The organism is Thermus sp. H19.2 (assembly GCF_054979525.1).
Genome location: NZ_JBUFDB010000002.1, coordinates 51,823 through 74,424, shown reverse-complemented (window position 1 = coordinate 74,424; position 22,602 = coordinate 51,823). Strand labels below are relative to the sequence as shown.

22 protein-coding genes and 1 pseudogene are annotated in these 22,602 nt (G+C 67.6%); 13 read left to right on the top strand and 10 right to left on the bottom strand.

Annotated elements, in window-relative coordinates; all coding sequences use genetic code 11:
• The 3 genes from ACY5J6_RS12610 to ACY5J6_RS12600 all read left to right on the top strand — a co-directional run bounded on the left by ACY5J6_RS12610 (position 1) and on the right by ACY5J6_RS12600 (position 2,540).
• A complete protein-coding gene (locus tag ACY5J6_RS12610) occupies positions 1 to 1,032 on the top strand; it encodes a DUF3137 domain-containing protein (RefSeq protein WP_462846722.1) in 1,032 nt (343 codons plus the stop codon).
• 33 nt (positions 1,033 to 1,065) lie between these two features.
• Positions 1,066 to 1,608: a transposase gene (locus ACY5J6_RS12605; protein WP_462846721.1), complete on the top strand. Its 543-nt coding sequence runs from the start codon at positions 1,066 to 1,068 to the stop codon at positions 1,606 to 1,608.
• Positions 1,609 to 1,880: 272 nt separating this feature from the next.
• A complete protein-coding gene (locus ACY5J6_RS12600) occupies positions 1,881 to 2,540 on the top strand; it encodes a hypothetical protein (RefSeq protein WP_462846720.1) in 660 nt (219 codons plus the stop codon).
• Here ACY5J6_RS12600 and ACY5J6_RS12595 read toward each other — a convergent pair.
• From ACY5J6_RS12595 to ACY5J6_RS12555, 9 genes and pseudogenes are all read right to left on the bottom strand, one after another.
• The gene (locus ACY5J6_RS12595; protein WP_462846719.1) at positions 2,491 to 3,288 is read right to left on the bottom strand and encodes an ABC transporter permease; all 798 of its coding nucleotides are present in this window, start codon (positions 3,286 to 3,288) and stop codon (positions 2,491 to 2,493) included. The two genes, ACY5J6_RS12600 and ACY5J6_RS12595, sit on opposite strands and share 50 nt — an antisense overlap.
• A complete protein-coding gene (locus ACY5J6_RS12590; protein WP_462846718.1) occupies positions 3,281 to 4,216 on the bottom strand; it encodes an ABC transporter permease in 936 nt (311 codons plus the stop codon). The genes ACY5J6_RS12595 and ACY5J6_RS12590 overlap by 8 nt, the downstream gene beginning before the upstream one ends.
• Positions 4,217 to 5,695, bottom strand: coding sequence for an ABC transporter substrate-binding protein (locus tag ACY5J6_RS12585; RefSeq protein WP_462846717.1), 1,479 nt, complete (start codon positions 5,693 to 5,695; stop codon positions 4,217 to 4,219). It abuts the gene before it with no gap.
• A gap of 50 nt (positions 5,696 to 5,745) precedes the next feature.
• Complete coding sequence (locus ACY5J6_RS12580) at positions 5,746 to 6,903, bottom strand: M20 family metallopeptidase (protein ID WP_462846716.1); 1,158 nt, start codon at positions 6,901 to 6,903, stop codon at positions 5,746 to 5,748.
• 9 nt (positions 6,904 to 6,912) lie between these two features.
• A complete protein-coding gene (locus ACY5J6_RS12575; protein WP_462846715.1) occupies positions 6,913 to 7,707 on the bottom strand; it encodes an SDR family NAD(P)-dependent oxidoreductase in 795 nt (264 codons plus the stop codon).
• 364 nt (positions 7,708 to 8,071) lie between these two features.
• Positions 8,072 to 8,587 (bottom strand): annotated as a pseudogene (locus tag ACY5J6_RS12570) (AfsR/SARP family transcriptional regulator); the annotation flags it as partial.
• A gap of 225 nt (positions 8,588 to 8,812) precedes the next feature.
• The gene (locus ACY5J6_RS12565; RefSeq protein ID WP_462846714.1) at positions 8,813 to 10,252 is read right to left on the bottom strand and encodes an NAD-dependent succinate-semialdehyde dehydrogenase; all 1,440 of its coding nucleotides are present in this window, start codon (positions 10,250 to 10,252) and stop codon (positions 8,813 to 8,815) included.
• Positions 10,253 to 10,336: 84 nt separating this feature from the next.
• Positions 10,337 to 10,993: an ABC transporter ATP-binding protein gene (locus ACY5J6_RS12560; RefSeq protein ID WP_462846772.1), complete on the bottom strand. Its 657-nt coding sequence runs from the start codon at positions 10,991 to 10,993 to the stop codon at positions 10,337 to 10,339.
• Entirely contained in the window at positions 10,891 to 11,694 is an 804-nt protein-coding gene (locus ACY5J6_RS12555) for a phenylacetate--CoA ligase family protein (protein ID WP_462846713.1), read from the bottom strand. Before ACY5J6_RS12555 ends, ACY5J6_RS12560 begins: the two co-directional genes overlap by 103 nt.
• A gap of 103 nt (positions 11,695 to 11,797) precedes the next feature.
• Between ACY5J6_RS12555 and ACY5J6_RS12550 the strand changes: the two genes are divergently transcribed.
• Genes ACY5J6_RS12550 through ACY5J6_RS12530 form a run of 5 tightly spaced genes read left to right on the top strand, consistent with a single transcriptional unit; the run spans position 11,798 to position 15,343 of the window.
• Positions 11,798 to 12,262, top strand: a complete 465-nt coding sequence (locus tag ACY5J6_RS12550) for a MerR family transcriptional regulator (protein WP_462846712.1) — start codon at positions 11,798 to 11,800, stop codon at positions 12,260 to 12,262.
• Entirely contained in the window at positions 12,225 to 13,385 is a 1,161-nt protein-coding gene (locus ACY5J6_RS12545; protein ID WP_462846711.1) for an acyl-CoA dehydrogenase family protein, read from the top strand. Before ACY5J6_RS12550 ends, ACY5J6_RS12545 begins: the two co-directional genes overlap by 38 nt.
• Positions 13,382 to 14,365: a phosphotransferase family protein gene (locus tag ACY5J6_RS12540; protein ID WP_462846710.1), complete on the top strand. Its 984-nt coding sequence runs from the start codon at positions 13,382 to 13,384 to the stop codon at positions 14,363 to 14,365. Before ACY5J6_RS12545 ends, ACY5J6_RS12540 begins: the two co-directional genes overlap by 4 nt.
• On the top strand, positions 14,352 to 14,702 hold the full coding sequence (locus tag ACY5J6_RS12535) for a DUF6285 domain-containing protein (RefSeq protein WP_462846709.1): 351 nt from the start codon (positions 14,352 to 14,354) through the stop codon (positions 14,700 to 14,702). The genes ACY5J6_RS12540 and ACY5J6_RS12535 overlap by 14 nt, the downstream gene beginning before the upstream one ends.
• Positions 14,699 to 15,343 carry a histidine phosphatase family protein gene (locus ACY5J6_RS12530; RefSeq protein ID WP_462846708.1) on the top strand — a complete coding sequence of 215 codons (645 nt, stop codon included), beginning with the start codon at positions 14,699 to 14,701 and terminating at the stop codon, positions 15,341 to 15,343. The genes ACY5J6_RS12535 and ACY5J6_RS12530 overlap by 4 nt, the downstream gene beginning before the upstream one ends.
• 151 nt (positions 15,344 to 15,494) lie before the next feature.
• On the opposite strand, the gene ACY5J6_RS12525 is transcribed toward ACY5J6_RS12530, so the two are convergent.
• A complete protein-coding gene (locus tag ACY5J6_RS12525; RefSeq protein WP_462846707.1) occupies positions 15,495 to 16,433 on the bottom strand; it encodes a PQQ-dependent sugar dehydrogenase in 939 nt (312 codons plus the stop codon).
• Positions 16,434 to 16,695: 262 nt separating this feature from the next.
• Here ACY5J6_RS12525 and ACY5J6_RS12520 point away from each other — a divergent pair, with 262 nt between their 5' ends.
• The 5 genes from ACY5J6_RS12520 to ACY5J6_RS12500 are packed head-to-tail and all read left to right on the top strand — an operon-like array spanning position 16,696 to position 22,562.
• Entirely contained in the window at positions 16,696 to 17,772 is a 1,077-nt protein-coding gene (locus tag ACY5J6_RS12520; protein WP_462846706.1) for an ABC transporter substrate-binding protein, read from the top strand.
• Between the two features lie 9 nt (positions 17,773 to 17,781).
• Entirely contained in the window at positions 17,782 to 19,479 is a 1,698-nt protein-coding gene (locus ACY5J6_RS12515) for an ABC transporter permease (RefSeq protein WP_462846705.1), read from the top strand.
• A gap of 48 nt (positions 19,480 to 19,527) precedes the next feature.
• Positions 19,528 to 20,601 (top strand): ABC transporter ATP-binding protein, encoded by a 1,074-nt coding sequence (locus ACY5J6_RS12510; protein ID WP_462846704.1) that lies wholly within the window; start codon positions 19,528 to 19,530, stop codon positions 20,599 to 20,601.
• Between the two features lie 18 nt (positions 20,602 to 20,619).
• Positions 20,620 to 21,960 carry a sensor histidine kinase gene (locus ACY5J6_RS12505; RefSeq protein WP_462846703.1) on the top strand — a complete coding sequence of 447 codons (1,341 nt, stop codon included), beginning with the start codon at positions 20,620 to 20,622 and terminating at the stop codon, positions 21,958 to 21,960.
• Entirely contained in the window at positions 21,900 to 22,562 is a 663-nt protein-coding gene (locus ACY5J6_RS12500; RefSeq protein WP_462846702.1) for a response regulator, read from the top strand. The genes ACY5J6_RS12505 and ACY5J6_RS12500 overlap by 61 nt, the downstream gene beginning before the upstream one ends.
• Positions 22,563 to 22,602: the final 40 nt, after the last annotated feature.

Sequence of the window (22,602 nt, the reverse complement as noted above, 5' to 3'; positions counted from 1 at the left end):
GTGGCTCTGGAGGTCCTGGAGGCGGAGAGGCGGCGGACCCTCCTCCTTGCGGGAGGCTTCCTCCTCCTCGCCGTAGCCGTGTTCGTGGGGGGCGTGCGGTTGGGCCTAGACCCTGGGCTCGCCCTCTTCCTGGCTGGCCTCCTCTACCTGCCGGCCCACCTCCTGGTGCGCAGGCTCAAGGCGAGGTTCAAGCGCGCCCTGGTGGGCCCTGTGGCCGAGGCCCTGGGCTTCCGTTACTCGCCGGAGGGGGGCTTCTCCAGGGAGGAGGCCCTGGCCTCCGGCCTCTTCCCCTCCCCCGACCGCTATGAGGCGGAGGATCTGGTGGAGGGGGAGGTGGGGGGTATCCCCTTCGCCTCCTCGGACGTCGCCTTCTACCGCAAGGTGCGGACGAAAAACGGCTCCCACTACCAGAGGTTCTTCGGGGGCACCCTCTACCGCTTCCGCCTCCCCTTCCCCGTGGAGGGGGAGGTGCGCCTCGGTCCCAAGGGCAAGGGGAAGAGGGTGGGGTGGCTTGCGGGGTGGAGGCTTCTCCTCCTGTACGGCTTCATCGCCTTCTTCGCCCTCTTCGCCGCCCTGGTGCCCGCCGAGAACCGGGACGGCCCCTGGTGGGCCATCTACGTCCTGCTCGCCTTCTTTGCCCTGGTGCCCCTCTTTCTCTGGCTCCGCTCGCGGGAGGAGGGGCTCACGCGGGTGGCCCTGGAAAGCCCGGAGTTCGAGCGCCTCTTTGACGCCTACGGGGGGGACCAGGTGGGGGCGAGGAAGCTCCTCACCCCGGCAGTCCAGGAGGCCCTGGTCCGGTTCAGGAAAGGGGTGGGGAAGCCCGTCTGGGCGGCGGTGAAGGGGGATGCCCTGTGGCTCGCCGTGGAAGGGAAGGACCGCTTTGAACCCTCGCTCTTCCGGTCCCTTACCCCTGGCTTGGTGGCGGCCCTGGCCCACCGGGCCAGGCGGGAGCTTTTGGAGGCCGGGAGGGTGGTGGAAGCCTTCCGCCTGGAGGAGGCCAAACGGAAACGGGGCCTGGGTATTGGGGATTAAGAGGCTGTCGTAAAAGCGAGTTATACTCGCAGGGTGGCTCTTCGTAGAGCATACCCCAGCGACCTCAGCGATGCGGAGTGGGCCCTCCTAGAGCCCTTGATCCCTGCCCCCAAGCCCGGCGGCCACCCCGCCAAGGTGCCGAGGAGGGAAATCGTGAATGCCATTCTTTACGTCCTGGAGAACGGCATCAAATGGCGGGCTATGCCTCATGACTTGCCCCACTGGTCCACCGTCTACCACTACTTCCGCAAGTGGCAGAAGGAAGGCATTTGGGAGAAGGCCGTCCAGGCCCTGGCCCGCCAGGACCGGGAGCGAGAAGGGAGATATGGTTCACCCAGCGCTCTGGTGATGGGTCAGCCCGCAAGGGCTACCTTGCTAGCCAGTCTGTGGTCACGAGCGGAGCTCGTACCTTGCAGACCACAGAAAAAGGGGGCCCCGAGGGAACGACGGGGCGAAAAAGGTGAAGGGGAGGGTCAGCCCGCAAGGGCTAAGCTTGCATCCCCAGACCCTGACGGACACGGGGGAACGCTTGCTGAAGGCCTTCGTCCACCCCGCCAACGAGCACGACGTCGCTGACGCTGGTCCACAACCTGAGCAAGGTAGCCTGACGGCTGACCCGTGGCCGGGTACTTCTCAGGATGGCCGGGGTGGAGCTACTGAGGTAGCATACGAAGGTACCTGTGGAGGTGGGGGATGGAGCGCGCCGAACCGCCTGCCGCAGCCGGACGCCACCTTGGGCTAAAGCTCCGCCTCCTCTGGCAGGAGGGGCTGGGAGCGGCCCTCCTCTTGGTCCTTTTCCCCTTATTGTTCTTCCTCTTCGCCTGGGTGGACAAGAACCTCGCCCTTGCGTGGGCCGTCAGCCTCCTCTTCGCCCAGGCGGTCCGCTCCCCCTCCTCCCCACGCCCCCCTTTCTGGCGGAAAGGCTCGCCCTCGCCCTCCGTCTCCTCCCCGCCTGGGGCGTGGTCCTGGGGAGGCCCAAGGGGGGCCTCCGCCCCGCCCTGGTCTACGACCTTGAAGGAAGGAGGCTCGCCCTTTGGAGGGTGCCCGAGGAGGCAGGGGAGGACCTCCCCGCCCTCCTTTGGGCCGCCCTCCGGGAAGCGAGGCCCGAAAGGCCCCCCGAAGCCCCGCTTTGCCCCGGGGCCTGGGCCGTCCCCTGGGGGGTGGCCACCCTGTACCTCTGCCCGCTCTGCCCGCCGGGGTCCGGGAGGCCTCCCGGGGCCATAGGGCTTTGGTGGGCGGAGCCCCGCCTCCTCCGGGTGGGGTCTTGGGAGCTCTGGGTGGAGGCGCCCTTTCCCCTGGGCCTCCTCCCCCAGGCGCTTGGGGATGCCGAGGGGCTTAGGCGCCTCTTCCGCCCGCCCCTCCCTCCAGGGGTGGCCCGGAGGCTCCTGGAGGCTCCCGTGAGCGAGGAGATGGCGTCCCTCCTCGGCCTTTTCCTGGAGAGAAGCCCCCGGGGCCCACTCAGCGCCTGGGGTCCAGCAGGTCCCGGAGGCCGTCCCCCAGGAGGTTGAAGCCGAGGACCGCCAGGGAGAGGGCCAGGCCCGGCACCAGGGCGGGGTAGGGGGAGAGGGGGAGGAAGCTTTGCGCCTCGCGGAGCATCCGGCCAAGGCTCGGGCTTGGCGGCTGGACCCCCAGGCCCAGGTAGGAGAGGGCCGCCTCGGCGAGGAGGGCGGCGGCGAAGGCCAGGCTGGCTTGGACCAAAAGGGGCCCCAAAAGGTTGGGGAGGAGGTGGCGGAGCAGGACCCGCCCCCTCGAGGCCCCTAGGGCCAGGGCCGCCTCCACGAAGGGGGCCACTTTGAGGCTCAGGGCCCCCGCCCGGGCCACCCGGTAGAAGGCGGGCACCATGGAGAGCCCCACGGCCAGCATGCTGCTCCCCGCTCCCGGGCCCAGGAGGGCGGCGAAGAGGAGGGCCAGGAGGAGGGCGGGGAGGGCGTAGAGGGTTTCCATGAGGAGGCTCAAGGCCCCGTCCCAAAGCCCCCCCAGGTACCCGGCGAGGAGGCCCAGGGCCACCCCCAGGAAAAACCCCACCCCCACGGCGAGGCTTCCCACCAGGAGGGCGTTTTTCGCCCCGTGGAGCACCCGGGCGAGGAGGTCCCGGCCCAAGGGGTCGGTCCCCAGGGGGTGGGCAGGGGAGGGGGGGCTTAGGCGGTGGAGAAAGTCCGGGGCGTTGGGGTCCACGGGGTAGAGAAAGGAGGCGAGGGCCATGAGGAGGAAGAGGCCCACGAGGAAGGCGCCCAGGAAAAGGCTTGGTCTACGCATACTCCACCCTGGGGTCCAGGAGGCCATAGAGGAGGTCCACCACCAGGTTGAAGAACACGATGAGGGCGGCCATGACCAAGACGAGCCCCTGTAGGAGGGGGTAGTCCCGGGCCTCCAGGGCGGTGAGGGCCAGGCTGCCGAGCCCGGGCAAGGCGAAGACCGCCTCCACCACCACCGCCCCGGTGAGGAGAAACCCCCCCTCGAGGCCCAAGACGGTGACCAGGGGAAGGCTTGCGGGCCTCAGGGCGTGCTTGAGGAGGACCCACCCCTCCGGCACCCCCTTGGCCCGGGCGGTGCGGATGTAGTCCTGGCCCATGACCTCCAGGAGGCTTCCCCGGGCCATGCGGAAGAGGATCGCCGCCCGGGCCAGGGCCAGGGTGCAGGCGGGGAGGAGGAGGTGCCGGAGGGCCTCCCAGGGGTCCTGCCAGCCCGGGAAGCCGCTTGCGGGGAGGAGGGGGAGGTGGACGGCGAAGGCGTAGAGGAGGACCACCCCCAGGAAGAAGGTGGGGAGGGACTGCAGGAAACCCATGAGGCCGCCGAGGGCCAGGTCCAGAGGCCCGTGGCGCACGGCCAGGAGGGCCAGGGGCAGGGCGAGGGAAAGCGCCCCCCCAAGCCCGAGGAAGACCAGGGCCAGGGTGAGGGGAAGCCTCTCCCCCACGAGCTCCGCCACCGGCTTCCCGTAGCGGATGGACTCCCCGAGGTCAAGCCGCATAAGGCCAGAAAGCCAGTGGAGGTAGCGCGCCCAAGGGGGTTGGTCCAGGCCCAGCGCCCTTTCCAGGGCGGCGCGGGCCTCGGGGGAGGCTTCGAGGCCCAGGATGGCCTGCACGGGGTCCCCCGGGAGAAAAAGGAGGAAGGCGAAGACCAGGCTGCTCGCCAGCCAGAGGGTGACCAGGGCCAGGAGGAGGCGCCTTGCGAGGAAACCCCCCATCTACCGCGCCAGGTACACCCGGGTCACGTTGAGGCTCGGGGTGGGCTGGTTCGGCCACCAGCCCATGACCTCCTTGCGCATGGCGGCCAGGTAGGGGGCGTTCATCACCCAGAGGTTCACCGCGTCCTGGGCGAGGAGCCTTTGCATCTCCTTCATCAGGTCGCAGGCCTTCTTCGCGTCCGGAGTGCGGAGGTACTGGGTGTAGAGCTCCCGGAACCTCGGGGAGTCGTAGCGGAAGTAGTAGTTCGGGTTGGCGTAGATGCCGATGTCGTTGGGCTCCGAGTGGCCGATGATGGTCATCTGGTAGTCCGCCCCCCTAAAGACCCGGGAAAGCCAGGTGGCCCACTCCACCACCTCCAGCCGGGCCTGGACCCCGATCTGGGCGAGCTGGGCGGCGATGGCCTCCCCGAGCCGCCTCTCGTAGGGGTAGGGGGCGGCCAGGGTGAAGGTGAAGCGCAAGGGGTTGCCGGGCCCGTACCCCGCCTCTTGCAAAAGGGCCCGGGCCTTGGCGGGGTCGTAGGGGTAAAACCCCGAGAGGTCCACGTAGCAGCTCTCCCCAGGGGAACGGTGGCTGCCGATGGGGGTGCCAAAGCCCATCATCACCCCCTCCACCAGGGCCTTCTTGTCCACGGCGTGCTGGATGGCCCGGCGCACCCTGGGGTCGTTGAAGGGGGGGCGGCCGTTGTTCATCCCCGCGGTGATCTCCGTGGTGGTGAAGCCCGTGACCACTTTAAAATTCGGGTCCCGCTGAAGCACCAGGGCGGTTTCCGGGCTCACCCCGAGGCCGATCACGTGGATGTCCCCGGCCCTCAGGGCGGCGAGCTGGGCGTTCTGGTCGGGGAGGAAGCGGAAGAAGACCCGGTCCAGGTAGGGGAAGCCGGGCTCGTAGTAGCCGTCAAAACGCTCCAGCCTCACCCCCACGCCCCGCTCCCAGGCGGCGAAGCGGAAGGGCCCGGTGCCGATGGGCTGGGTCTTCTGCTCCTCCACCCTCCCCTTGGGCCCGATCACCGAGTCGGGCCGGGCCAGGTTGAAGAGGAAGTCCTGGTTGGGCTGGCGGAGGCGGAAGACCACGGTGTAGGGGTCCTTGGCCTCCACGCTCCCGATATCCTGGTAGTACTCCGGGTGGGTGTGGCCGGACTTGGGGTCCCTGGCCCGGTTGAACTTGAAGAGGACGTCCTCCGCGGTGAAGGGGCTCCCGTTGTGGAAGCGCACGCCCTTCCTGAGGTGGAAGGTCCAGGTGAGCCCCGAGGGGCTTCCCTCCCAGCGTTCCGCCAGGGCGGGGACGATCTCCCCCTTCTCGTTGAACTTCACCAGGCCCTGGAGGACGTTGTCGTAGAGCATCCGGGGGATCTCCTGGCTGGTGGAGGCCGTGGGGTCCAGCACCGGGGGCTCGGCCAAGACGGCCACCCTAAGCTCCCCGCCCCGGGTCTGGGCCACGGCCAGGCTCAAAAGCCAGAGAAGGACGATCCAGCTTCGCATCCCTGCCTCCTTTCCGCAAGCCTACCACGCCGTGGAAGCGTGGAAAAGCCCTAGCCTAAGTAGAGGACCGCTAAGGCGGCGTAGACCCGGGCGGCCTGGACCACCTCCTCCAGGTCCACCCACTCGTCCACCTGGTGGGGGAGGGTCTTCTGCCCGGGCCCCATGACCACCACGGGAAGCCCCGCCCAGGCCCGGAGGAAGGTGCCGTCCGTGGCCCCCGGAACCCCCCCGTGCCGCACGGGAAGGCCGAGGAGCCTCAGGGCCTCCTCCGCCGCCTGGACCAGGGAGTCCTCCTTGGGGGTCTCCACGGGGGGGCGGTCCTCCAGGACCTCCACCCCTACCCCGGCAAGGGCGGCGAGCTCCGCCACGAGGCCAACGTGGTCCACCCCCGGGGTGGTGCGCACGTCCAGGGCCACCTCGGCTTCGGCGGGGATGACGTTGAGCTGCCCCTCCCCTGCCGTGGCCAGGAAGCGGGTGGGGGTGAGGTAGGGGGGCCCCAGGTAGGGGTGGGGAAAGCGCTCCTGCAGGCGCCTTTCCACTTCCTTTAGCTCCAGGACGAAGCGGGCCGCCTTGGGAATGGGGTTCTCCCCGGCGTAGGGCATGGCCCCGTGGGCCATCCTGCCCGGGAAGCGGAGGCGGAGGCGCAGGGCCCCCTTCTGGACGAGGCAGACCTCCATCTCCTCGGGCTCGGCCACCAAGGCCCCCCGGAAGCCCCGGGCGAGGCCCGCCTTCACGAAGGCCTTCACCCCGAGCATCATCCCCTCCTCGTCCGCTAAGGCGGCGAGGCGCAAGGGGCGGGGTGGCCTCCCGAGGGCCCGCTTCACCGCCAGCATGGCCCCCACCAAGGCGGCGAGGCCTCCCTTCATGTCGCAGGCGCCCCGGCCGTAAAGCCTTCCTCCCTCCACCACGCCCCCGTAAGGAGGGTAGCGCCAGAGGGCCTCGTCCCCGGGGGTGACCACGTCCGTGTGCCCCTCGAGGAGGAGCCCCCCCTCCCCTTCCCCCAGGTCCGCCACCAGGTTGGGCCGCCCGGGGGCCGCCTCCTGGCGGAAGGGCTTGAGGCCCCGCTCCCGGAGGAAGGCCTCGAGGAAGGCCACCACCCCCTCCTCCCCGGGCCCCGGGTAGTGGCTGGGGACCCGCACCAGGGCCTGGAGGAGGTCCACCACCTCCTTCTCCTCCACCGCCTCCGCCGCCAAAAGGGCCCGCTCCACGCTTCCCCCCTAAAGGGGCGGGGTGAAGCGGCCGTCCACCGCCGTCCAGCCGCCGTCCACCAGGAAGAGGGTCCCGGTGATGTAGCTGGCGGCGGGGGAGGCCAGGAAGACCACCGCCATGGCCACCTCCTCGGGCCTACCCCAGCGCAGGAGGGCGGTCTTCTCCGCGTAGGCCCGGTACCACTCGGGCCTTGCCTTGATGGGGGCGGTGAGGGGGGTCTCGATGGGCCCGGGGGCCACGGCGTTCGCCCGCACGCCATGGGGCCCAAGCTCCGCGGCCAGGGTGCGGACGATCTGCAGGATCCCCGCCTTGGTGGCGGCGTAGACCCCCTGGCCGGGCTCCACCACCAGGGCGCGGATGGAGGCCAGGGCGATGAGGCTCCCCCCGCCCCCCTCCCGCATGGCCCGCCCCCCGGCCCGGAGGAGGCGGAGGGTGGCCTTGAGGTTCAGGTCCACCACCCGGTCCACCTCCTCGTCGGTGTACTCCAAGAGGGGCTTGCGGACGTTGATGGCCGGGGTGGAGACCAGGACGTCCAGCCGGCCGAAGCGTCCCCGGGTGGCCTCCACCGCCCACTCCCCTGCCCCCGGCTCCGTCACGTCCAGGACCATGGCCTCCGCTTCCCCTCCGGCCTCGCGGATGGCCTTGAGGGCGGCCTCGAGGCCCCCCTCGTCCCGGTCCGCCAGCAGCACCTTGGCGCCGAAGGCCGCAAGCGCCTCCGCCGAGGCCCGGCCGATGCCCGAGGCCGCCCCCACCACCAGCGCCCCCTGGCCCGTGAGGTCCAGCATTGCCCGGTAGCGTTTCATTTGCCTCTACCTTACCCCAAAACCTCCTCACGGAGAAAGGGCCAAGGGGCTGAACCCTCATCACTTTGAGGGCTGGGGCTTCACCCACGGCCCAGGGACCCCCATCCCCGAGGGAGACGGTGGCGGAGCTGGTCAGGAGCTGGGAGGGGAAAAGTGATGAGAGCCCAAGCAGAAGCCGGGTTTTACCCATCCCAGGCTCGCCGGTAAGAAAGACGACCTTGCCGGCCTGCCAGGCTTCTTCCAGCAAGGCCCACTCCCGTTCCCGACCGGCCAGCACCGGCGGCTGCAAGAGCGCAGGGGGGATCTCCCGGCGGGGTCGCGGCCTGGGCCCAGGGAGGACAGCCCCGCGCTCAATCATGCGCATCAGGGCCTGGGTCTCGGGCAAGGGGTCTACCCCCAACTCCCGCCGCAGCCGTTCCTGGCTGCGATGGTAGGCCGAAAGGGCCGCCCCGCGGTCGCCCAGTAGGTAGTAAAGGCGCATCACCCGGCGGAGGTGCTCCTCGGAAAAAGCGTCCGACTCCTGAAGGCGCAGGGCCTGGGCCAACGCACCCCGCAGATCGCCTCCCTGCTCCAGCCGCACGGCCTCGGCCTCCAAAGCCCCACGCCATAACCTCGCCAAGCGCTCCCGCTGAACCAGAAGCCAGTCGGCGAAGTCGGGGCAGCCGTCGTAGTCGCAACTCTCCAGGAGCTCGCCCTCCAACCCCAACGCCTCAGCGTAGCGGCCCCGAGAGGCGAAAAAAAACAGCTGGGACGCATCGGACTCCAGGCCCTCCGCAAGCCGCAGCCCCTCGCCCCCGCTGGCCGCCTCGTACCCCCCCGCCCTCTGGCGCAGTCGGTGCAGGGCCTGGGCCAGGTTGTTGCGGGCCGTGTGCTTGGGCACCTCGGGCCATAAGAGCCCAGCGAGTTTGGAGCGGGGAGTGGGGCCCTCCAGGACCAGGTAGGCCAACACGCCGGCAGCCCTACGCTTTAGGCGCACAGGGGCTTGCCCTTCCCCCTCTAGGGTGGCGTTCCCCAAAAGCTTCAGACGGTACCCGGCCACTGGGTTCTCCTCGGCGCCTTATGGGGAGGACCGGCGCCCCCGGATGGAAAGGGGGGCACAGGAGGCCTAAAGGCCCAGGGAGACGTATTTGACCTCCAAGTACTCCTCTAGGCCCCACTTCCCCCCTTCCCGCCCTAGGCCCGACCGCTTCCTCCCACCAAAGGGGGCCTGGGGCGTGGAGGGCACCCCGTCGTTCACCCCCACGATCCCGTACTCCAGGGCTTCGGCCACCCGGAAGGCCCGGGAAAGGTCCCGGGTGAAGACGTAGGCGGCAAGCCCCACGGGGAAGCCGTTGGCCCACCGCACTGCCTCCTCCTCCTCTCGGAAGACCGTAAGCGGGGCCACCGGGCCAAAGGTCTCCTCCCGGAAGAGGAGGCTCTCCGGCCTCACGTTCAAAAGCACCGTGGGGGCGAAGAAGAGCCCCTTGGCCTCCCCCCCCGCCACGAGCCTCGCCCCCTTGGCGAGGGCGTCCTCCACGTGGGTCTGGACCTTCCTAAGGGCGGCCTCGTTCACCAGGGGGCCGATGTCCGTCTCCTCCGAAAGGGGGTCCCCCACCTTCAGGGCCTGGACCCTTCGGGCGTAGGCCTCGGCGAAGGCCTCGGCCACCTCCGCCTGGACGAAGATCCGGTTCGCCGCCACGCAGCTCTCCCCGGCGTTCCGGAACTTGGCCCTTAGGGTTTCCTCCACCGCCCTTTCCAGGTCGGCGTCGGCGAAGACCAGGACAGGCGCCCCGCCCCCAAGCTCCAAGGAAACCCGCTTTAAGGTCCTCGCCGCCTCCTCGTAGAGCCTCACCCCCACCTCGGTGCTCCCCGTGAAGGTGAGCTTGCGGACCCTTTCGTCCTCCAGGAAGGGGCGAGAGACCTCGGCGGGCCTGGAGGTGGGGAGGACCTGGAAGACCCCAGGGGGCCCCCCCGCCTCCAGGAAGAGCTTGGCCAGGTAGAGGGCGGTGAGGGGGCTCTCCTCCGCGGGCTTCAGCACGAAGGTGCACCCCGCCGCCAGGGCCGGGGCCACCTTGCGGGTCACCATGGCCGCGGGGAAGTTCCAGGGGGTGATGCCGTAGACCGGCCCCACTGGCTCGTAGCGCACCAGGATCCGCTTGTGGGGAAACTGGGAAGGAACGGTTTCCCCGTAGATCCGCTTGGCCTCCTCGGCGTACCACTCCACGAACCCCGCGGCGTAGGCCACCTCGGCCCTCCCCTCCTTGAGGGGCTTCCCCATCTCCAGGGCCATGAGCCGGGCCAGGGGCTCCTGGTGCTCCAGGATGCGCTCGTACCAGCGCCTGAGGACCCGGGCCCGCTCATAGGCCGTGGCGCGGCTCCAGGCGCGGAAGACCGAGACCGCCTCCTCCAAGGCCTCCCGCGCCTCCTCCTCGCCGCAGTCTGCCACCTCGGCCACCACCTCCCCCGTGGCCGGAGAGACCACGGGGAAACGCTGGTAAAGCCTCCTCCACCCCCCGGAGATGAAGGCTTCCTCGGGTATAGGAAGCGCCAGCTTATCCGTCCCCACTTTCCCTCCGTACCTTAGGGTACCCCTTCAGAAGATGAGGGCACGGGGGCCACCTCACGATTGTGGCCCCCCAGACCCCCTCCCTCACAAGGAGAGAAGGGCCACCACCTCCTCCCTGTGGAGAAGTTCCTCCATCCTGCCCTCGAGGCGGACCTCCCCCGTCTCCAGCACGTAGGCCCGGTCCGCCACCCGGCCCGTGAACCGGAGGTTTTGCTCCGCCACGAGGATGGGCAGACCCTCCCGCTTGAGCTCGAGGACCAGGCGGGCGATCTCCTCCACCACCAAGGGGGCGAGCCCTTCGGTGGGCTCGTCCAAAAGGAGGAGTTTGGGATTGGCCATTAGGGTCCTGCCGATGGTCAGCATCTGTTGCTCGCCTCCAGAGAGAAAGCCCCCCTTCCGGCGCTCGATCTCCTTCAGCCTGGGCAACAGCCCGTACACCCGCTCCAGATCCCAAGGGCCCGGACGGTGGGCCACAAGAAGGTTTTCCCGCACCGTCAACTCCGGGAAAATGCGGCGATCGTCTGGGACGTAGCCCAGCCCGGCCTGGGCCCGGCGGAAGGGAGGAAGGTGGGTGAGCTCCATGGCCCGATAGGCCACCCTTCCGGAGAACACCCGCACCATCCCCATGATCGCCTTGATCAAGGTGGTCTTCCCTGCACCGTTCCGGCCCAAGAGGGCCACCGCCTCCCCCTCCCCGACCTCCAGGTCCACCCCGTGGAGGACCGAGATCCCTCCATGCAGTCGTAGGCCCGGATACCTAGGGCCTCCTCCAGGCGGTGCCGGGTGGCAGGGTTCTCGGTCCCGGCCTCTCCCCCAAAAGCCCCAATGGACAAGGGGCTTTCTAGGCCCTTATCCCTGAGGGCCTCGGCCAGGTAGAGGCCAAAGGAAGGGGTGGCCGTGAGAGCCCGGGGTCGGAAGCGTTCCATGAGTTCCAGGTGGCGCTCCGTTTGGCCAGCCCCCGCGGGCAGGACGAAAAGTCCTAGCAGGCGGGCGGCGTGGTGCACCGCCATTCCGGCCACCCAAAGGCCATAGCTAAAGCCGTTAAGGAGCGTATCCCCAGGGCGCAGACCATAGGCGAAGAGGGTCCGGGCGGTCACCTGGGCAATGTTTTCCGCGTCCATTTCGCTCCAGACCGTGCCCACGGGAAACCCTGTGGTGCCGCTGGAAGGGTGGTACTCCCGCCACGCCTCCTTAGGGGCCAGGACGTAGCGCCCTAGGGGCGGGTGGAGGCGTTGCTCCTCCCTAAGCTCCGCCTCGGTGACCACGGGAAAGCGGGCAAGGTCCTCCAGATGGCGGATCTCCCGGTCCACCCCAGCCCACTTTTCCTGAAAAAAGGGGTTTTGCCTGTAGAGCCTCTCTACCTGGACCCGGAGCCGCTCCAGCTGCAGGGCCTCCAGGGCCTTTCGTGGCAGGGTCTCCACCTCATCCCAGTACGCCTTCACCCTTTCCCCCCGAGCTTTGGAGCCACTAAAGGGGAAATGGACATTCAGTGTCAAGAGTAGACATCCATGTCTTCTTTGCTCACATCTGTGCTATCCTGAGGGCATGGCCCTCACCCTGCCTTCCCTCTACACCCTGAGCGATCTCGCCCGGAAAAGCGGGGTTTCCCGAAGGATCCTCCAACACTACGCCAATCTGGGCCTTTTGGAACCCGGGGCCCTCACTCAGGGAGGCCGCAAGCTTTACACGGAGTTCGCCCTCTACCTCATCCAGGACATCCAAGATCTGAACCAGCTGGGCTTCACCCTGGAGGAGATCGGAAAGATCATGGCCTTAAAGAAGTCCATCTTCCACCCCGACGGCACCTATCGGGAGGGTTGGCGCAGAGAGGAGATTCCCCTCTCCGAGGGGGAGCTGGTGGCCATGTGGCGCAAGACGGGGGAGGTGCTGGCCAGCATAGAGCGGCAAGAGCGGATGATCCGCCGCTTCTACCGCTTCCTGACGAAGCACTTCGCCCCTAAGGAGGTAGAGGATGGACTTCGGCCTGGACCGGGAGACGGAGGCGCTTAAGGAGCGGGTGCGGGCCTTCCTGGAGGAAGCGGTCATCCCTAGGGAGGTGGAGGTGGCCCAGGACCTATCCCGCCTGGAGACGGTGACCCGGGAACTCCAGCGGGAGGCCCAAGCCCGGGGGCTTTTCCTACCCCACCTGCCCAAGGAGCTCGGGGGGCTCGGGCTTTCCTGGAGGCAGCTCGCCGTGGTCCTGGAGGAGGCGGGCCGAAGCCTCCTTGGGCCCAGGGCGCTGAACGCCGCCGCCCCGGACGAGGGCAACATGCACCTCCTCCACAGGGTGGCCAGCCCCAAGCAGAAGCGGCGCTACCTGGAACCCCTGGCTACCGGAGAGGTCCGGAGCGGCTTCGCCATGACCGAACCCATGGGGGCTGGGGCCGACCCCACCCTCCTGAAGACCACCGCCAGGCGGAAGGGGAAGGGCTTCGTCCTGGAGGGGCGGAAGTGGTTTACCACGGGGGCCGAGGGGGCGGCCTTCTTCCTGGTCCTGGCCCGGGCGGAGGAAGGACCCACCATCTTCCTGGTGGATCGGGACAACCCGGGGCTTAAGCTGGTGCGCAGCATCCCCACCATGGACCACTGGTCCGTGGGGGGGCACGGGGAGCTGGTCCTCGAGGGGTGCGAGGTGGGGGAGGAGGCGGTTTTGGGCGAGGTGGGGAAGGGGTTTGCGTACGCCGAACTCCGCCTGGACCCGGCCCGCCTCACCCACTGCATGCGCTGGCTAGGGGTGGGCGTCCGGGCTACCGAGCTCGCCCAGGAGTACGCCCTCCGGAGGGACTCTTTCGGACGGAAACTCGCTGAGCACCAGGGGGTCCAGTTTATGATCGCCGACAGCCACATGGAGCTCCACGCCGCTCGGCTCATGGTCTGGCACGCCGCCTGGAAGCTGGACCGGGGAGAGAGGGTCCGCCACGAAGCCTCCATGGCCAAGGTCTTTGTGGCCGAGGCAGTGGGCCGGGCGGTGGACCGGGCGGTGCAGATCACCGGGGGACTGGGGATCAGCGAGGACATCCCCCTGTCCATCTTCTACCGGGAGGTGCGGCCCTTCCGCATCTACGATGGGCCCAGTGAGGTCCACCGGGCAAGCATCGGTAAGCGGGCCCTCTTCAAGGGGCTTCGGCCATGAGGGAGGCCCTGGAAGCCGCCCTAAGAGAGATCCTTGGACCGGGAGAGGTAGCGGCTTTGAAGCGCCTCCCCGGAGGGGCCTCGAAGGAGGCCTGGGCGGTGGACTACCGTACCCGGGAGGGCACCTATCCCCTCTTCCTCCGCCGGGCAGGGGGTGGGGTGATCTACAGCAAGACCCTTTCCTTGGAGCAGGAGTTCCGCCTCCTCCAGGCGGCCCGGGCCCGCAGGGTCAGGGTTCCGGAACCCCTTCACTACTTCCCCGATCTTGAGGGGCGGGAGGCCTTTCTCACGCGCCGTCTCGAGGGAGAAGCCATTGGCGCTCGGGTGGTGCGGCGCCCTGAGCTGGCGAGGGCCCGGGAGACCCTGTCCCAGGATATGGCCGAGGAACTCGCCAAGATCCACGCCATCCCTCCGGAAGAAGTGCCCTTCCTGAAGCCGCCACCCCTTCCCCTCTGGCGGGCGGTCTTGGAGGAAGCCTACCAGGACTTGGACCTCCTAGAGGAGCCCCACCCCGCCCTGGAGTGGGGCCTGCGTTGGCTCCTGGACCACCCGCCCAGGGAGCTTCCTCCCGTGGTGGTCCACGGCGACTTCCGTATCGGCAACCTTTTGGTGGACGAGAAAGGCTTGGTGGCCGTCCTGGACTGGGAGTTCGCCCACCTGGGCGACCCCCGGGAGGACCTGGCCTGGCCCTTGGTGCGGGCCTGGCGCTTCGGGGAGGACGGGAAGCGCCTGGGGGGAATAGGGGAGGTAGCGCCCTTCCTAGAACGCTACAACGCCCTCACCGGGCAGAGTATCGCTGAGGAGGAGCTCTTCTGGTGGGAGGTCCTGGGCAACGTGCGCTGGGGGCTTGGGGCCCTGAAGCAGGCCCGGAGGCACCTTAGAGGGGAGGAGCGGAGCGTGGAGCTCGCCGTGCTGGGCAGGCTGGCTTCGGAGATGGAGTACGAGGTCCTATACCTGCTGGAGACCCATGGACAGGCCTAACCCGGACGAACTGTTGGAGGCTGTGGGGGAGTTCCTGGAAAGGGAAATCCTCCCCGGTCTTGCCGATCCCCGGCTCCGCTTCCGGGCCCTGGTGGCCTTAAACGCCCTGGGTATCGCCCGGAGGGAGCTCCTTTGGGGAGAGGGGTTGGCGGAGGAGGACCGGAGGGAACTGGGAACCCTTTTGGGCCTCGAGGCGCCTCTGGAGGAGCTTTTGCGGACCCTGGCGGCAAAGATCCGTGAGGGCAAGGCCCCTCCAGGGACCCTCTTCTTCCTCAAGGCCCACGTGGCCCGGAAGCTCAAGGTAGCCAGCCCCAAATACTTGGAACGCTACCCATGAGGAAGCGGCTTTTCCTGCTACGTCACGGGGAGGTGGAATACTTCCCCCAAGGGAAGCCCGTGCCCCCAGAGGGGGTCAGGCTCACGGAGCGGGGAAGGGCCCAGGCCCGGGCGGTGGGGGCGCTCCTCCGCAGGGTCCCCCTAGATCTTGCCGTCCACACCGGTCTTCCGCGCACGGAGGAAACCCTGGACTTGGTACTGGAGGCCATGGGCAGGGAGGTACCCGTGGAAGCCTGGGCCGAGTTCCAGGAAATTCGCCCAGGAAGGCTTAGGGACCTCATCGATCCGGAACGGGCCTTCCGGGAAGCCTTTCGCCCCGTAAGCCTCGAGGAACGCTTCCTCGGTGGGGAGTCGTACGGCGCCTTCCTGGAGCGCGTCCTCCCCGCCTACGAGCGCCTCCTGGCCCGAGAGTGGAACACCCTCCTCCTCGTGGCCCACGGCGGCGTCATCCGGGCGCTCCTCTCGTACGCCCTCACAGGCAAGCGAAGCTTCTTGCCCTTGGAAATCCACCCTTGTGGCCTCTCCGTTTTGGACATCGGAGAGGGAAGCCTTCTCCGGGTCCACAACCTCCTCGTCTACGATCCTCTCCCGGATACCCGTCTTACCAGCATGGAGGAGCTGTGGCAGGCGTACCGCAGCTAACCTTCACCCCCCGCCCTCAAATAGGAAGAAGATCTATAGAATAACCCGCTATTTCTCGCCGGAGGAACCTCCTTTGGGTAGCCCAGCGGGCCAACGTGGGAGCCAGGCGGGATCTGCCCACACCGGGCCCCGCCCAGCGTACGGCAAGCCCTCACTTTCCGGTATAAGTGATCCGGTAAATCACGCCAGCGAAGTCATCGGACACCAATAGCGAGCCGTCCGGCAGCTCCTTGATGTCCACGGGCCTGCCCCAGGCCCCGGTGCCCGAAAGCCAGCCCGTAGCGAAAGGTTGTTGCTTAACCGGGTTCCCCTTGTCGTCAAATTGGATAAACAAGATATCGTAGCCCACGGGCGTGCTTCGGTTCCAGGAACCGTGCCGCGCCACAAACGCACCGCTTCTGTAGGGCTCAGGGAACGCCTTCCCACGGTAGAAATGAATCCCCAGAGGAGCGGAGTGGGCCTGGAACTCCATTGCCGCTGGCACGATGGGGGCAGGAGGTTGCTTGTTCTCGTAGCCCGGGCTCCGTACCTTTCCCCCAGCGGTGGCCACATAGGGGAAACCGAAGAAGAGCCCCGGCTTGTCTGCACGAATCAGGGTGTCGGGAGGCACATCGTCTCCCATCCCATCAGCACCGTTATTCGTCGCGTAGAACACCTTGGTTTTGGGGTGCCAGTCCATCCCCACGATGTTTCGCTGCCCTGAGAGGAAGACCTCGGGGTTGGAACCATCCAAGTTCATCCGCAGCACCGTGCCCTCGTATCCCTCGAGGTCACAGATGTTGCAGGGGGCCCCCACCGCCACGTAGAGCTTGTTGTCCGGGCCTATGCGGATGTAACGCCAACCGTGCAAGGGCTTGTCCGGAAGCTTGTCGAAGATCACATCGGGAGGAAACGGCTTGTAGAGATCGAACTCGGCGGCCGCGTAGCGCAGAATACGGTGCTGCTCGGCCACATAGAGGAAACCACCCTTAAAGTCCACCCCGTTGGGCACTTTGAGCCCTGTAGCGAACCGAATAACTTCGTCCGCCACCCCGTTCTTGTCCCGATCCACCACAGCGTACACCGTATCGTACCGGGTGCCCACGAACACAACACCCAGGGGGCTGCTCACCGCCACGGAGCGGGCGTGTGGTTCCCACGCGCGTGGCGACCTGGTCCAAAGCCTTCCACGCACGCCCCGGTAGAAACGGAGGAGGCCTTGCCGCGCCAGCACGCCCACGGCCTTCACCGGATCATTGGCCCGAGGAGAGCCTTGTCCTGCCGGGAACGTGAGGGAGAAAAACGCAACAAACCTTGCTGATGCCCAAGGCGCGCTGCTAAACTTGACCCTGCCCAATAAGGGGGTGGAAACCATGAGGCGAGCGATCCTATGGTTTTTGGTTTTGGTGGCGGCCTCGGTCCTGGCCCAACAGTCCAGGCCCGCCTCAGACCCGCAGGTGGTGGAAGCGGCGAGGAAGGAGGGGCGCCTTATCATCTACTCCTCCACGGACCAATCCAGCGCCCAGGCCCTCCTGGACGATTTCCGCAAGCTTTACCCGTTTATACAGATCGAATACAACGATCTGGGTACCCAGGCCATCTACGACCGCTTCGTAAGTGAAACCGCAGCTGGGGCTTCCAGTGCGGATTTTCTCTGGTCCAGCGCCATGGAGCTCCAGGTTAAGTTGGCAAGCGAAGGCTATGCCCTCCCCTACGACTCCCCCGAAGCCAGGAACTGGCCCGCCAACGCCCACCTGGAGAACCTTGCCTACGGCACCACCCTGGAACCTAGCGTGATCGTCTTTAATAAGCGCTTCCTCAAGCCCGAGGAGGTACCCACCACGCGGGAAGGCCTCGTGCGGCTTCTCCAGGAACCGAGGATGCGGGGACGGATGGCCACCTGGGACCCCGAGCGTAGCGCCGTGGGCTTCACCTTCCTCAAGGCGGAGTACGACCGCTTCCCCGCCTTCCAGGATCTGGCCCGGGCCTTTGGAAAGGCCCAAGCCGCCCTCTATTCCTCCACCGGAGCTGCATTTGAGAAGGTCATCTCGGGCGAGCACTACCTGGCCTACGGCTTCTTCGGCTCCTACGCCCTCCTGAGGCAGCGCACGGTGAAGGATCTGGGGATCGCCTACCTTACGGACGGCACGGTCGCCATCCAACGGGTGGCCTTCATCAACAAGCGCGCAGCCCATCCCAACGCCGCCAAGCTCTTCCTGGACTACCTCCTCTCCCTGCGGGGCCAGAACCTCATGGCCTACACCGCCCTCATCTTTGCCCGCCGCGAATCGGTGGTGGGTGAGGCCACACCTCAGGCCCTCTACAAGGCAGTGGGCGGTAAGGACAAGGTATACGCCATCCCGGTTTCCAAGGAGATTCTCAAGAACCTGGACCCCGCGGAGAGGATGCGCTTCCTTACCTTCTGGCGGCAGGCCGTCCGGGGCCAGTAGGGGCAGGGCATGGTGCAGAGGGTCCCCCGTGCCCCCTCGCTTTCCTGGCCCCTCCTCCTCCTTACCGCAGCGGTAGGGGTCCTGGTTCTTGCCCCGATAGGGATCCTGGTCTACCAGAGCCTCCTCACCGCCCCTTTCTTCGCTCCGGCCAAGCGCCTCGCCCTCGAGGCCTACCGCTACGTCCTCCACGACCCCTACTTCCTCGAGGCCCTCAAGAACTCCTTCCTGATCGGCCTGGGCATGGTCGGAATCGCCGTGCCCCTGGGAAGCCTCTTCGCCTTCCTGGTCACCAAGACCGACCTTCCCTTCGCCCGGCTCTTTGAGCTCTTGCTGCTCGCCCCCATCTTTATCTCCGCCATCATCCTGGGCATCGGCTTCATCGTGGCCTTCGGACCCTCGGGGGTTGTGTCCGGCTGGGTGGAATCCCTTCTGGGCCGGGTTCCCTGGACCATCTACACCCTCCCAGCCATCGCCGTCATCGCCGGGCTCACCCACGTGCCCTACGTCTACCTGTACGTGGCGAGCACCATCCAAAACGTGGACGCCTCCCTGGAAGAGGCCGCCCGGGTAGCGGGGGCAAGACCGTACCAGGTGGCCCTCTCCGTCACCCTTCCCCTCGTGCGCCCCGCTTTGGTCTACAGCGGGGCCCTCATGCTCCTCCTCGGCTTTGAGCTTTTCGGCCTCCCCCTGGTCCTGGGAGACGCCAAAGGGGTCATGGTGGTCACCACCTACCTCTACCGCCTTACCGCCATCACCGGAACCTCCGCCTACCACCTCATGGCGGCGGTGAGCGTCCTCATCGTCCTCATCGCTTTTACCCTGGTCCTCCTGCAGCGCTACCTGGTGGGGCGGATGGAGGGGCGGTACGTGGCCATCGGAGCCCGGGGATACCGCACGGAAAAGCTTCCACTGGGGCGGCTCCGGTACGCGTGGGCCCTCGCCCTCGCCCTCTACCTCCTGGTGGCGGTGGTGCTCCCCGTGCTCGGGGTGGTGTTCCGTAGCCTCGTCACCAGCTGGGGTCCTGGCGTGGACCTGCGGGAGGTCTTCACCTTGGGGCACTACGCCGAGGTCTTTAAGCTCCCGAACCTAAGCCGGGCGGTGACCAATACCCTTTGGGTGGCCGCCTTCGGAGGCCTCCTGGCCCTGGCCTTTTACCTCCTCGTCGCCCTGGGCATCCAGCGGGGCCGGGGTTTTGGGCGCGTCCTGGACTACTTGGCGGGCCTGCCCCGGGCGGTTCCCGGGCTCATCATGGGGCTCGCCTTCCTGTGGATTTTTCTCTTCTTCAAGCCCATCGCTCCCTGGCGCAACACCCTCTTCGCCCTCGTCCTGGCCTACACGGTGGTCTGGATGCCCTACGGGGTGAGGCTCCTCACGGCAGCTCTCCTCCAGGTGGGGTGGGAGGTGGAGGAGGCGGCCCGGATCGCCGGGGCCTCCCCTATCAGGGCCTTCCTCCACGGCACCCTACCCCTCCTCAAAGGCGGGGTCCTCACCGCCTGGTTTTTGCTCTTCATCCAGTTCGTGCGGGAGTACTCCACCGGGGTCTACCTGATGACGGCAGGCACCGAGGTCCTGGGGGCCCAGATCGTGGCCCTCTGGGGGACGGGAGCGGTGGACCTCATCGCCGCCCTCGCCACCCTGCAGGTCCTCATCGTGAGCGGCGTCTTCCTCCTGGCAAACCGGCTCGGGGTAAGGCCCCAAGGGCTTTGAGGAAAGGGCAGGAAAATGGTCCGGAAAACGCTTGACGGGCAAGAGGCTATGACCGCTCCGGTGGGAACGCTTAAGGTGGAGGCCCTCGAGGTGCGCCTCGGGGAAAACCTCGTCCTCAAAGGGGTGGACCTGGCCGTAGCCCCCGGGGAGATCCTGGCTCTCCTTGGACCTTCGGGCTCGGGCAAGACCACCCTCCTGCGGGCGGTGGCGGGGCTCGTGCGCCCCACCGGGGGCAAGATCCTCCTCGGCAAGGAGGTGTTTTTTGATGGGGGGAAGGGGGTGTTTCTGCCCCCGGAGCGGCGGAACCTGGGCCTTGTCTTCCAGTCCTACGCCCTTTGGCCCCATCGCACCGTCTACGAGAACGTGGCCTATGGCCTGAGGCTTCGGAAGGTGCCGGAGAAGGAGGTACGGGAGCGGGTGCTTGCTCTTTTGGACCGCTTGGGGCTCACGGGGCTCGAGCGCCGCTACCCAGGAGCCCTCTCCGGAGGCCAGCAGCAGCGGGTTTCCTTGGCGCGGGCCTTGGCTTACGACCCCAAGCTCCTCCTCCTGGACGAGCCCCTTTCCAACCTGGACGCCAAGCTCCGCGACCAGGCCCGGGTGTGGCTTAGGGAGACCCTGAAGGCCACGGGCAAGGCCGCTCTCTTCGTAACCCACGACCAGGGAGAGGCCATGGCCATAGCCGACCGCATCGCCCTCCTGAACGAGGGTCGGATGGAGCAGGTGGGCACCCCAGAGGAGCTTTACCGCAACCCGAAGACCCTCTTCGTGGCGGACTTCCTGGGCAACCCCAACGTGGTAGAGGCCCTGGTGGTGGGCCTCGAGGGACCCCTGGCCCGCCTGGAGCTTGCGGGCTTCCCCTTGCGGGCCCGGGCCATGGGAACACTGGCCCCAGGAAGGCTCGCCAAGCTCGTCCTTCGACCCGAGGCCCTAAGGCTGGCGGGAGCAGGAGAGGTGAACGTCTTAGAAGGCGCCCTCGCCCACAGCCTCTACCTGGGAAGCCACTATGAACATTGGGTGCGAGCCGGAGACGCCTTGCTCCGCTTCTTTAGCCCACTTCCCCTGGGCGAGGCCCGGGTGCGGCTCGCCGTGGACCCGGAATCCGCCCTGGTCTACCCCGGGTAAGCCGCGCATAATGCGCTTGTGGCCCGGGCGATTTGGCTTCCGGTGCTGGTACTGGCCTTAGGCCTTTGGCTGGGGATGGGCCTCGAGGCCAACCGTCACCTCACGGCCTTAGCCATCCAGGAAGTGGAGGCCCTGGCGGAGGCGGTGGCTGAGCTTTCCGACCTAAAGGCCCTTTCGCGGCTTGGTGTACGGCTCACGGCGCACCCCAGGGAGGCCGCCCCTCTTTGGGGCGAAGGAGCCTCAGGGGCGGAGGTGACGCCTCGGGGGATATTGGTCTGGGCAGCGCGACCCTGGGCCGGAGGGAGCCTGGAGGTGGCGCGGGTCTACCCCTTCCTTTTGCCCTCCCCGCTCCTTCCCCTAGGCCTCGCCCTCCTGGCCTGGCTTTGGGCCTGGAGAAGGTCCGAGGCCGCCGTCCTCCGGACGCTGGGGACGCCCTTAAACGAAGCAAGGGAGGGGCTTGCCGACCTAACCGCGGCCTTCGCCAGCCTCGAGGAGGGGGTAGCTGTGCTTAAGGAGCAGGAGGTGGTCCTCCTTAACCCCAAGGGGCTGGCCCTTTTGGGCCTACCGCCCGGGGCCCTACCCCCTCTACCCTTGCGGCGGGTGTGGCCTGCCTTAGCGGATCACCTGGAGGAGGGCGAGGCCTACCTGCCCCTGCCCACGGGCCGCCCAGGCCGCGTCCGGCTCCAAGGACTCGGGAACCGATGGATCGCCGTCTTTCAGGAGCAGGCGGAGCTGTTGCGCCTGGCGGAGGAGCTCACCCAAAGCCGCCGCCACCTGGAGCTTCTAAGGGCCCAGGCCCATGAGTTTCAAAATCTCCTCCACGTTATCGGTGGGCTCCTGGAGCTCGGTCGGGCGGAGGAAGCCCTGCACCTTGTGCAAGGAGAGCTTCACGCCGAGAGAGAGCTAGAGAACCTCCTTCGGGGGGTGGAAGTGCCCTTGGTAGCTGCCCTTCTTCTCGGCAAGCTGCGCCGGGCCCGGGAGCGGGGCCTCGGCTTCCGCCTCGAGGGAAGGCTCCCCGCCCGCTACGCTCCCATAGGTGATAGTCTGGCCAGCATCCTCGGCCACCTCTTGGAAAACGCCCTCGAGGCGGCCCGAAGCGAGGTGGGCCTCCGCTTCCTAGAGGGGGAAGGCCTTAGGGTGGAGGTCCTTGACGACGGACCGGGGCTTCCTGAGGGGAAGGAAGCCCCTTTCCTTCCCGGGGCGAGCGGCCGGGGCACGGGGCGAGGGTACGGCCTGGCCTTGGCCCGGGCGCAAGCGCGGGCCCTGGGGGGCGAGGTGGGCTACCATAGGAAAGAGGGGTGGACGGTTTTCTGGTTAAGCCTGCCCGAGCCCTCATCGTGGAGGACGACAGACGGTTAGCCAACCTACACCGGGCCTTCCTAGAGGAGGAGGGGCTCGGTGTGGTGGGGATCGCGGGAAGCCTTCGGGAGGCCTGGGTCTTCCTGGAGGAAAGCCTAGATCTGGTTCTTCTAGACCTCTACCTCCCTGACGGCCACGGACTGGAGCTTCTCCCTGCTCTGGAAGGGATCTATACCGTGGTCATCACCGCCGCCAAGGACGTGCCCACGGTGGAGCGGGCCCTCCTGGGGGGGGCCATGGACTACCTGGTGAAGCCCTTCGGGCGCTCCCGGCTCAGGGAGGCCTTGGTCCGGTTCCGCGCCTTTCAGAACCTCAAGGCCAAGAAGGAGGTTGCTCAGACAGACGTGGACCGCCTCCTGGGGCGTAGACAGGCTCCCAAAGGGCTGGACCCGTTGACCCTAGGGCAAGTCCTCGCCCTATTGCAGGGAGGTGGTGCTCTTACAGCCGAGGAGGTAGCGGAGACTCTGGGCCTCTCTCGAGTCACCGCCTGGCGCTACTTGGAGGCCCTCCGCAGAGAGGGTCGGGTGCAGGTGGAGGTACGTTATGGGAAAACCGGGAGACCTTCCCGCGCCTATCGCCTAGAAGTCCCTGGGGGCGGTTAAGGAAGCCTGGCGCTCAGGGAACCGTGTTCCCCATGAGGGG

What these genes read in the sequence shown, in the direction of transcription:
- ACY5J6_RS12595 (WP_462846719.1), bottom strand. Translation starts at nt 3,288, where the DNA reads ATGCGTAGACCAAGCCTTTTCCTGGGCGCCTTCCTCGTGGGCCTCTTC.
- ACY5J6_RS12590 (WP_462846718.1), bottom strand. Translation starts at nt 4,216, where the DNA reads ATGGGGGGTTTCCTCGCAAGGCGCCTCCTCCTGGCCCTGGTCACCCTC.
- ACY5J6_RS12585 (WP_462846717.1), bottom strand. Translation starts at nt 5,695, where the DNA reads ATGCGAAGCTGGATCGTCCTTCTCTGGCTTTTGAGCCTGGCCGTGGCC.
- ACY5J6_RS12575 (WP_462846715.1), bottom strand. Translation starts at nt 7,707, where the DNA reads ATGAAACGCTACCGGGCAATGCTGGACCTCACGGGCCAGGGGGCGCTG.
- ACY5J6_RS12550 (WP_462846712.1), top strand. Translation starts at nt 11,798, where the DNA reads ATGGCCCTCACCCTGCCTTCCCTCTACACCCTGAGCGATCTCGCCCGG.
- ACY5J6_RS12545 (WP_462846711.1), top strand. Translation starts at nt 12,225, where the DNA reads ATGGACTTCGGCCTGGACCGGGAGACGGAGGCGCTTAAGGAGCGGGTG.
- ACY5J6_RS12540 (WP_462846710.1), top strand. Translation starts at nt 13,382, where the DNA reads ATGAGGGAGGCCCTGGAAGCCGCCCTAAGAGAGATCCTTGGACCGGGA.
- ACY5J6_RS12535 (WP_462846709.1), top strand. Translation starts at nt 14,352, where the DNA reads ATGGACAGGCCTAACCCGGACGAACTGTTGGAGGCTGTGGGGGAGTTC.
- ACY5J6_RS12530 (WP_462846708.1), top strand. Translation starts at nt 14,699, where the DNA reads ATGAGGAAGCGGCTTTTCCTGCTACGTCACGGGGAGGTGGAATACTTC.
- ACY5J6_RS12520 (WP_462846706.1), top strand. Translation starts at nt 16,696, where the DNA reads ATGAGGCGAGCGATCCTATGGTTTTTGGTTTTGGTGGCGGCCTCGGTC.
- ACY5J6_RS12515 (WP_462846705.1), top strand. Translation starts at nt 17,782, where the DNA reads ATGGTGCAGAGGGTCCCCCGTGCCCCCTCGCTTTCCTGGCCCCTCCTC.
- ACY5J6_RS12510 (WP_462846704.1), top strand. Translation starts at nt 19,528, where the DNA reads ATGACCGCTCCGGTGGGAACGCTTAAGGTGGAGGCCCTCGAGGTGCGC.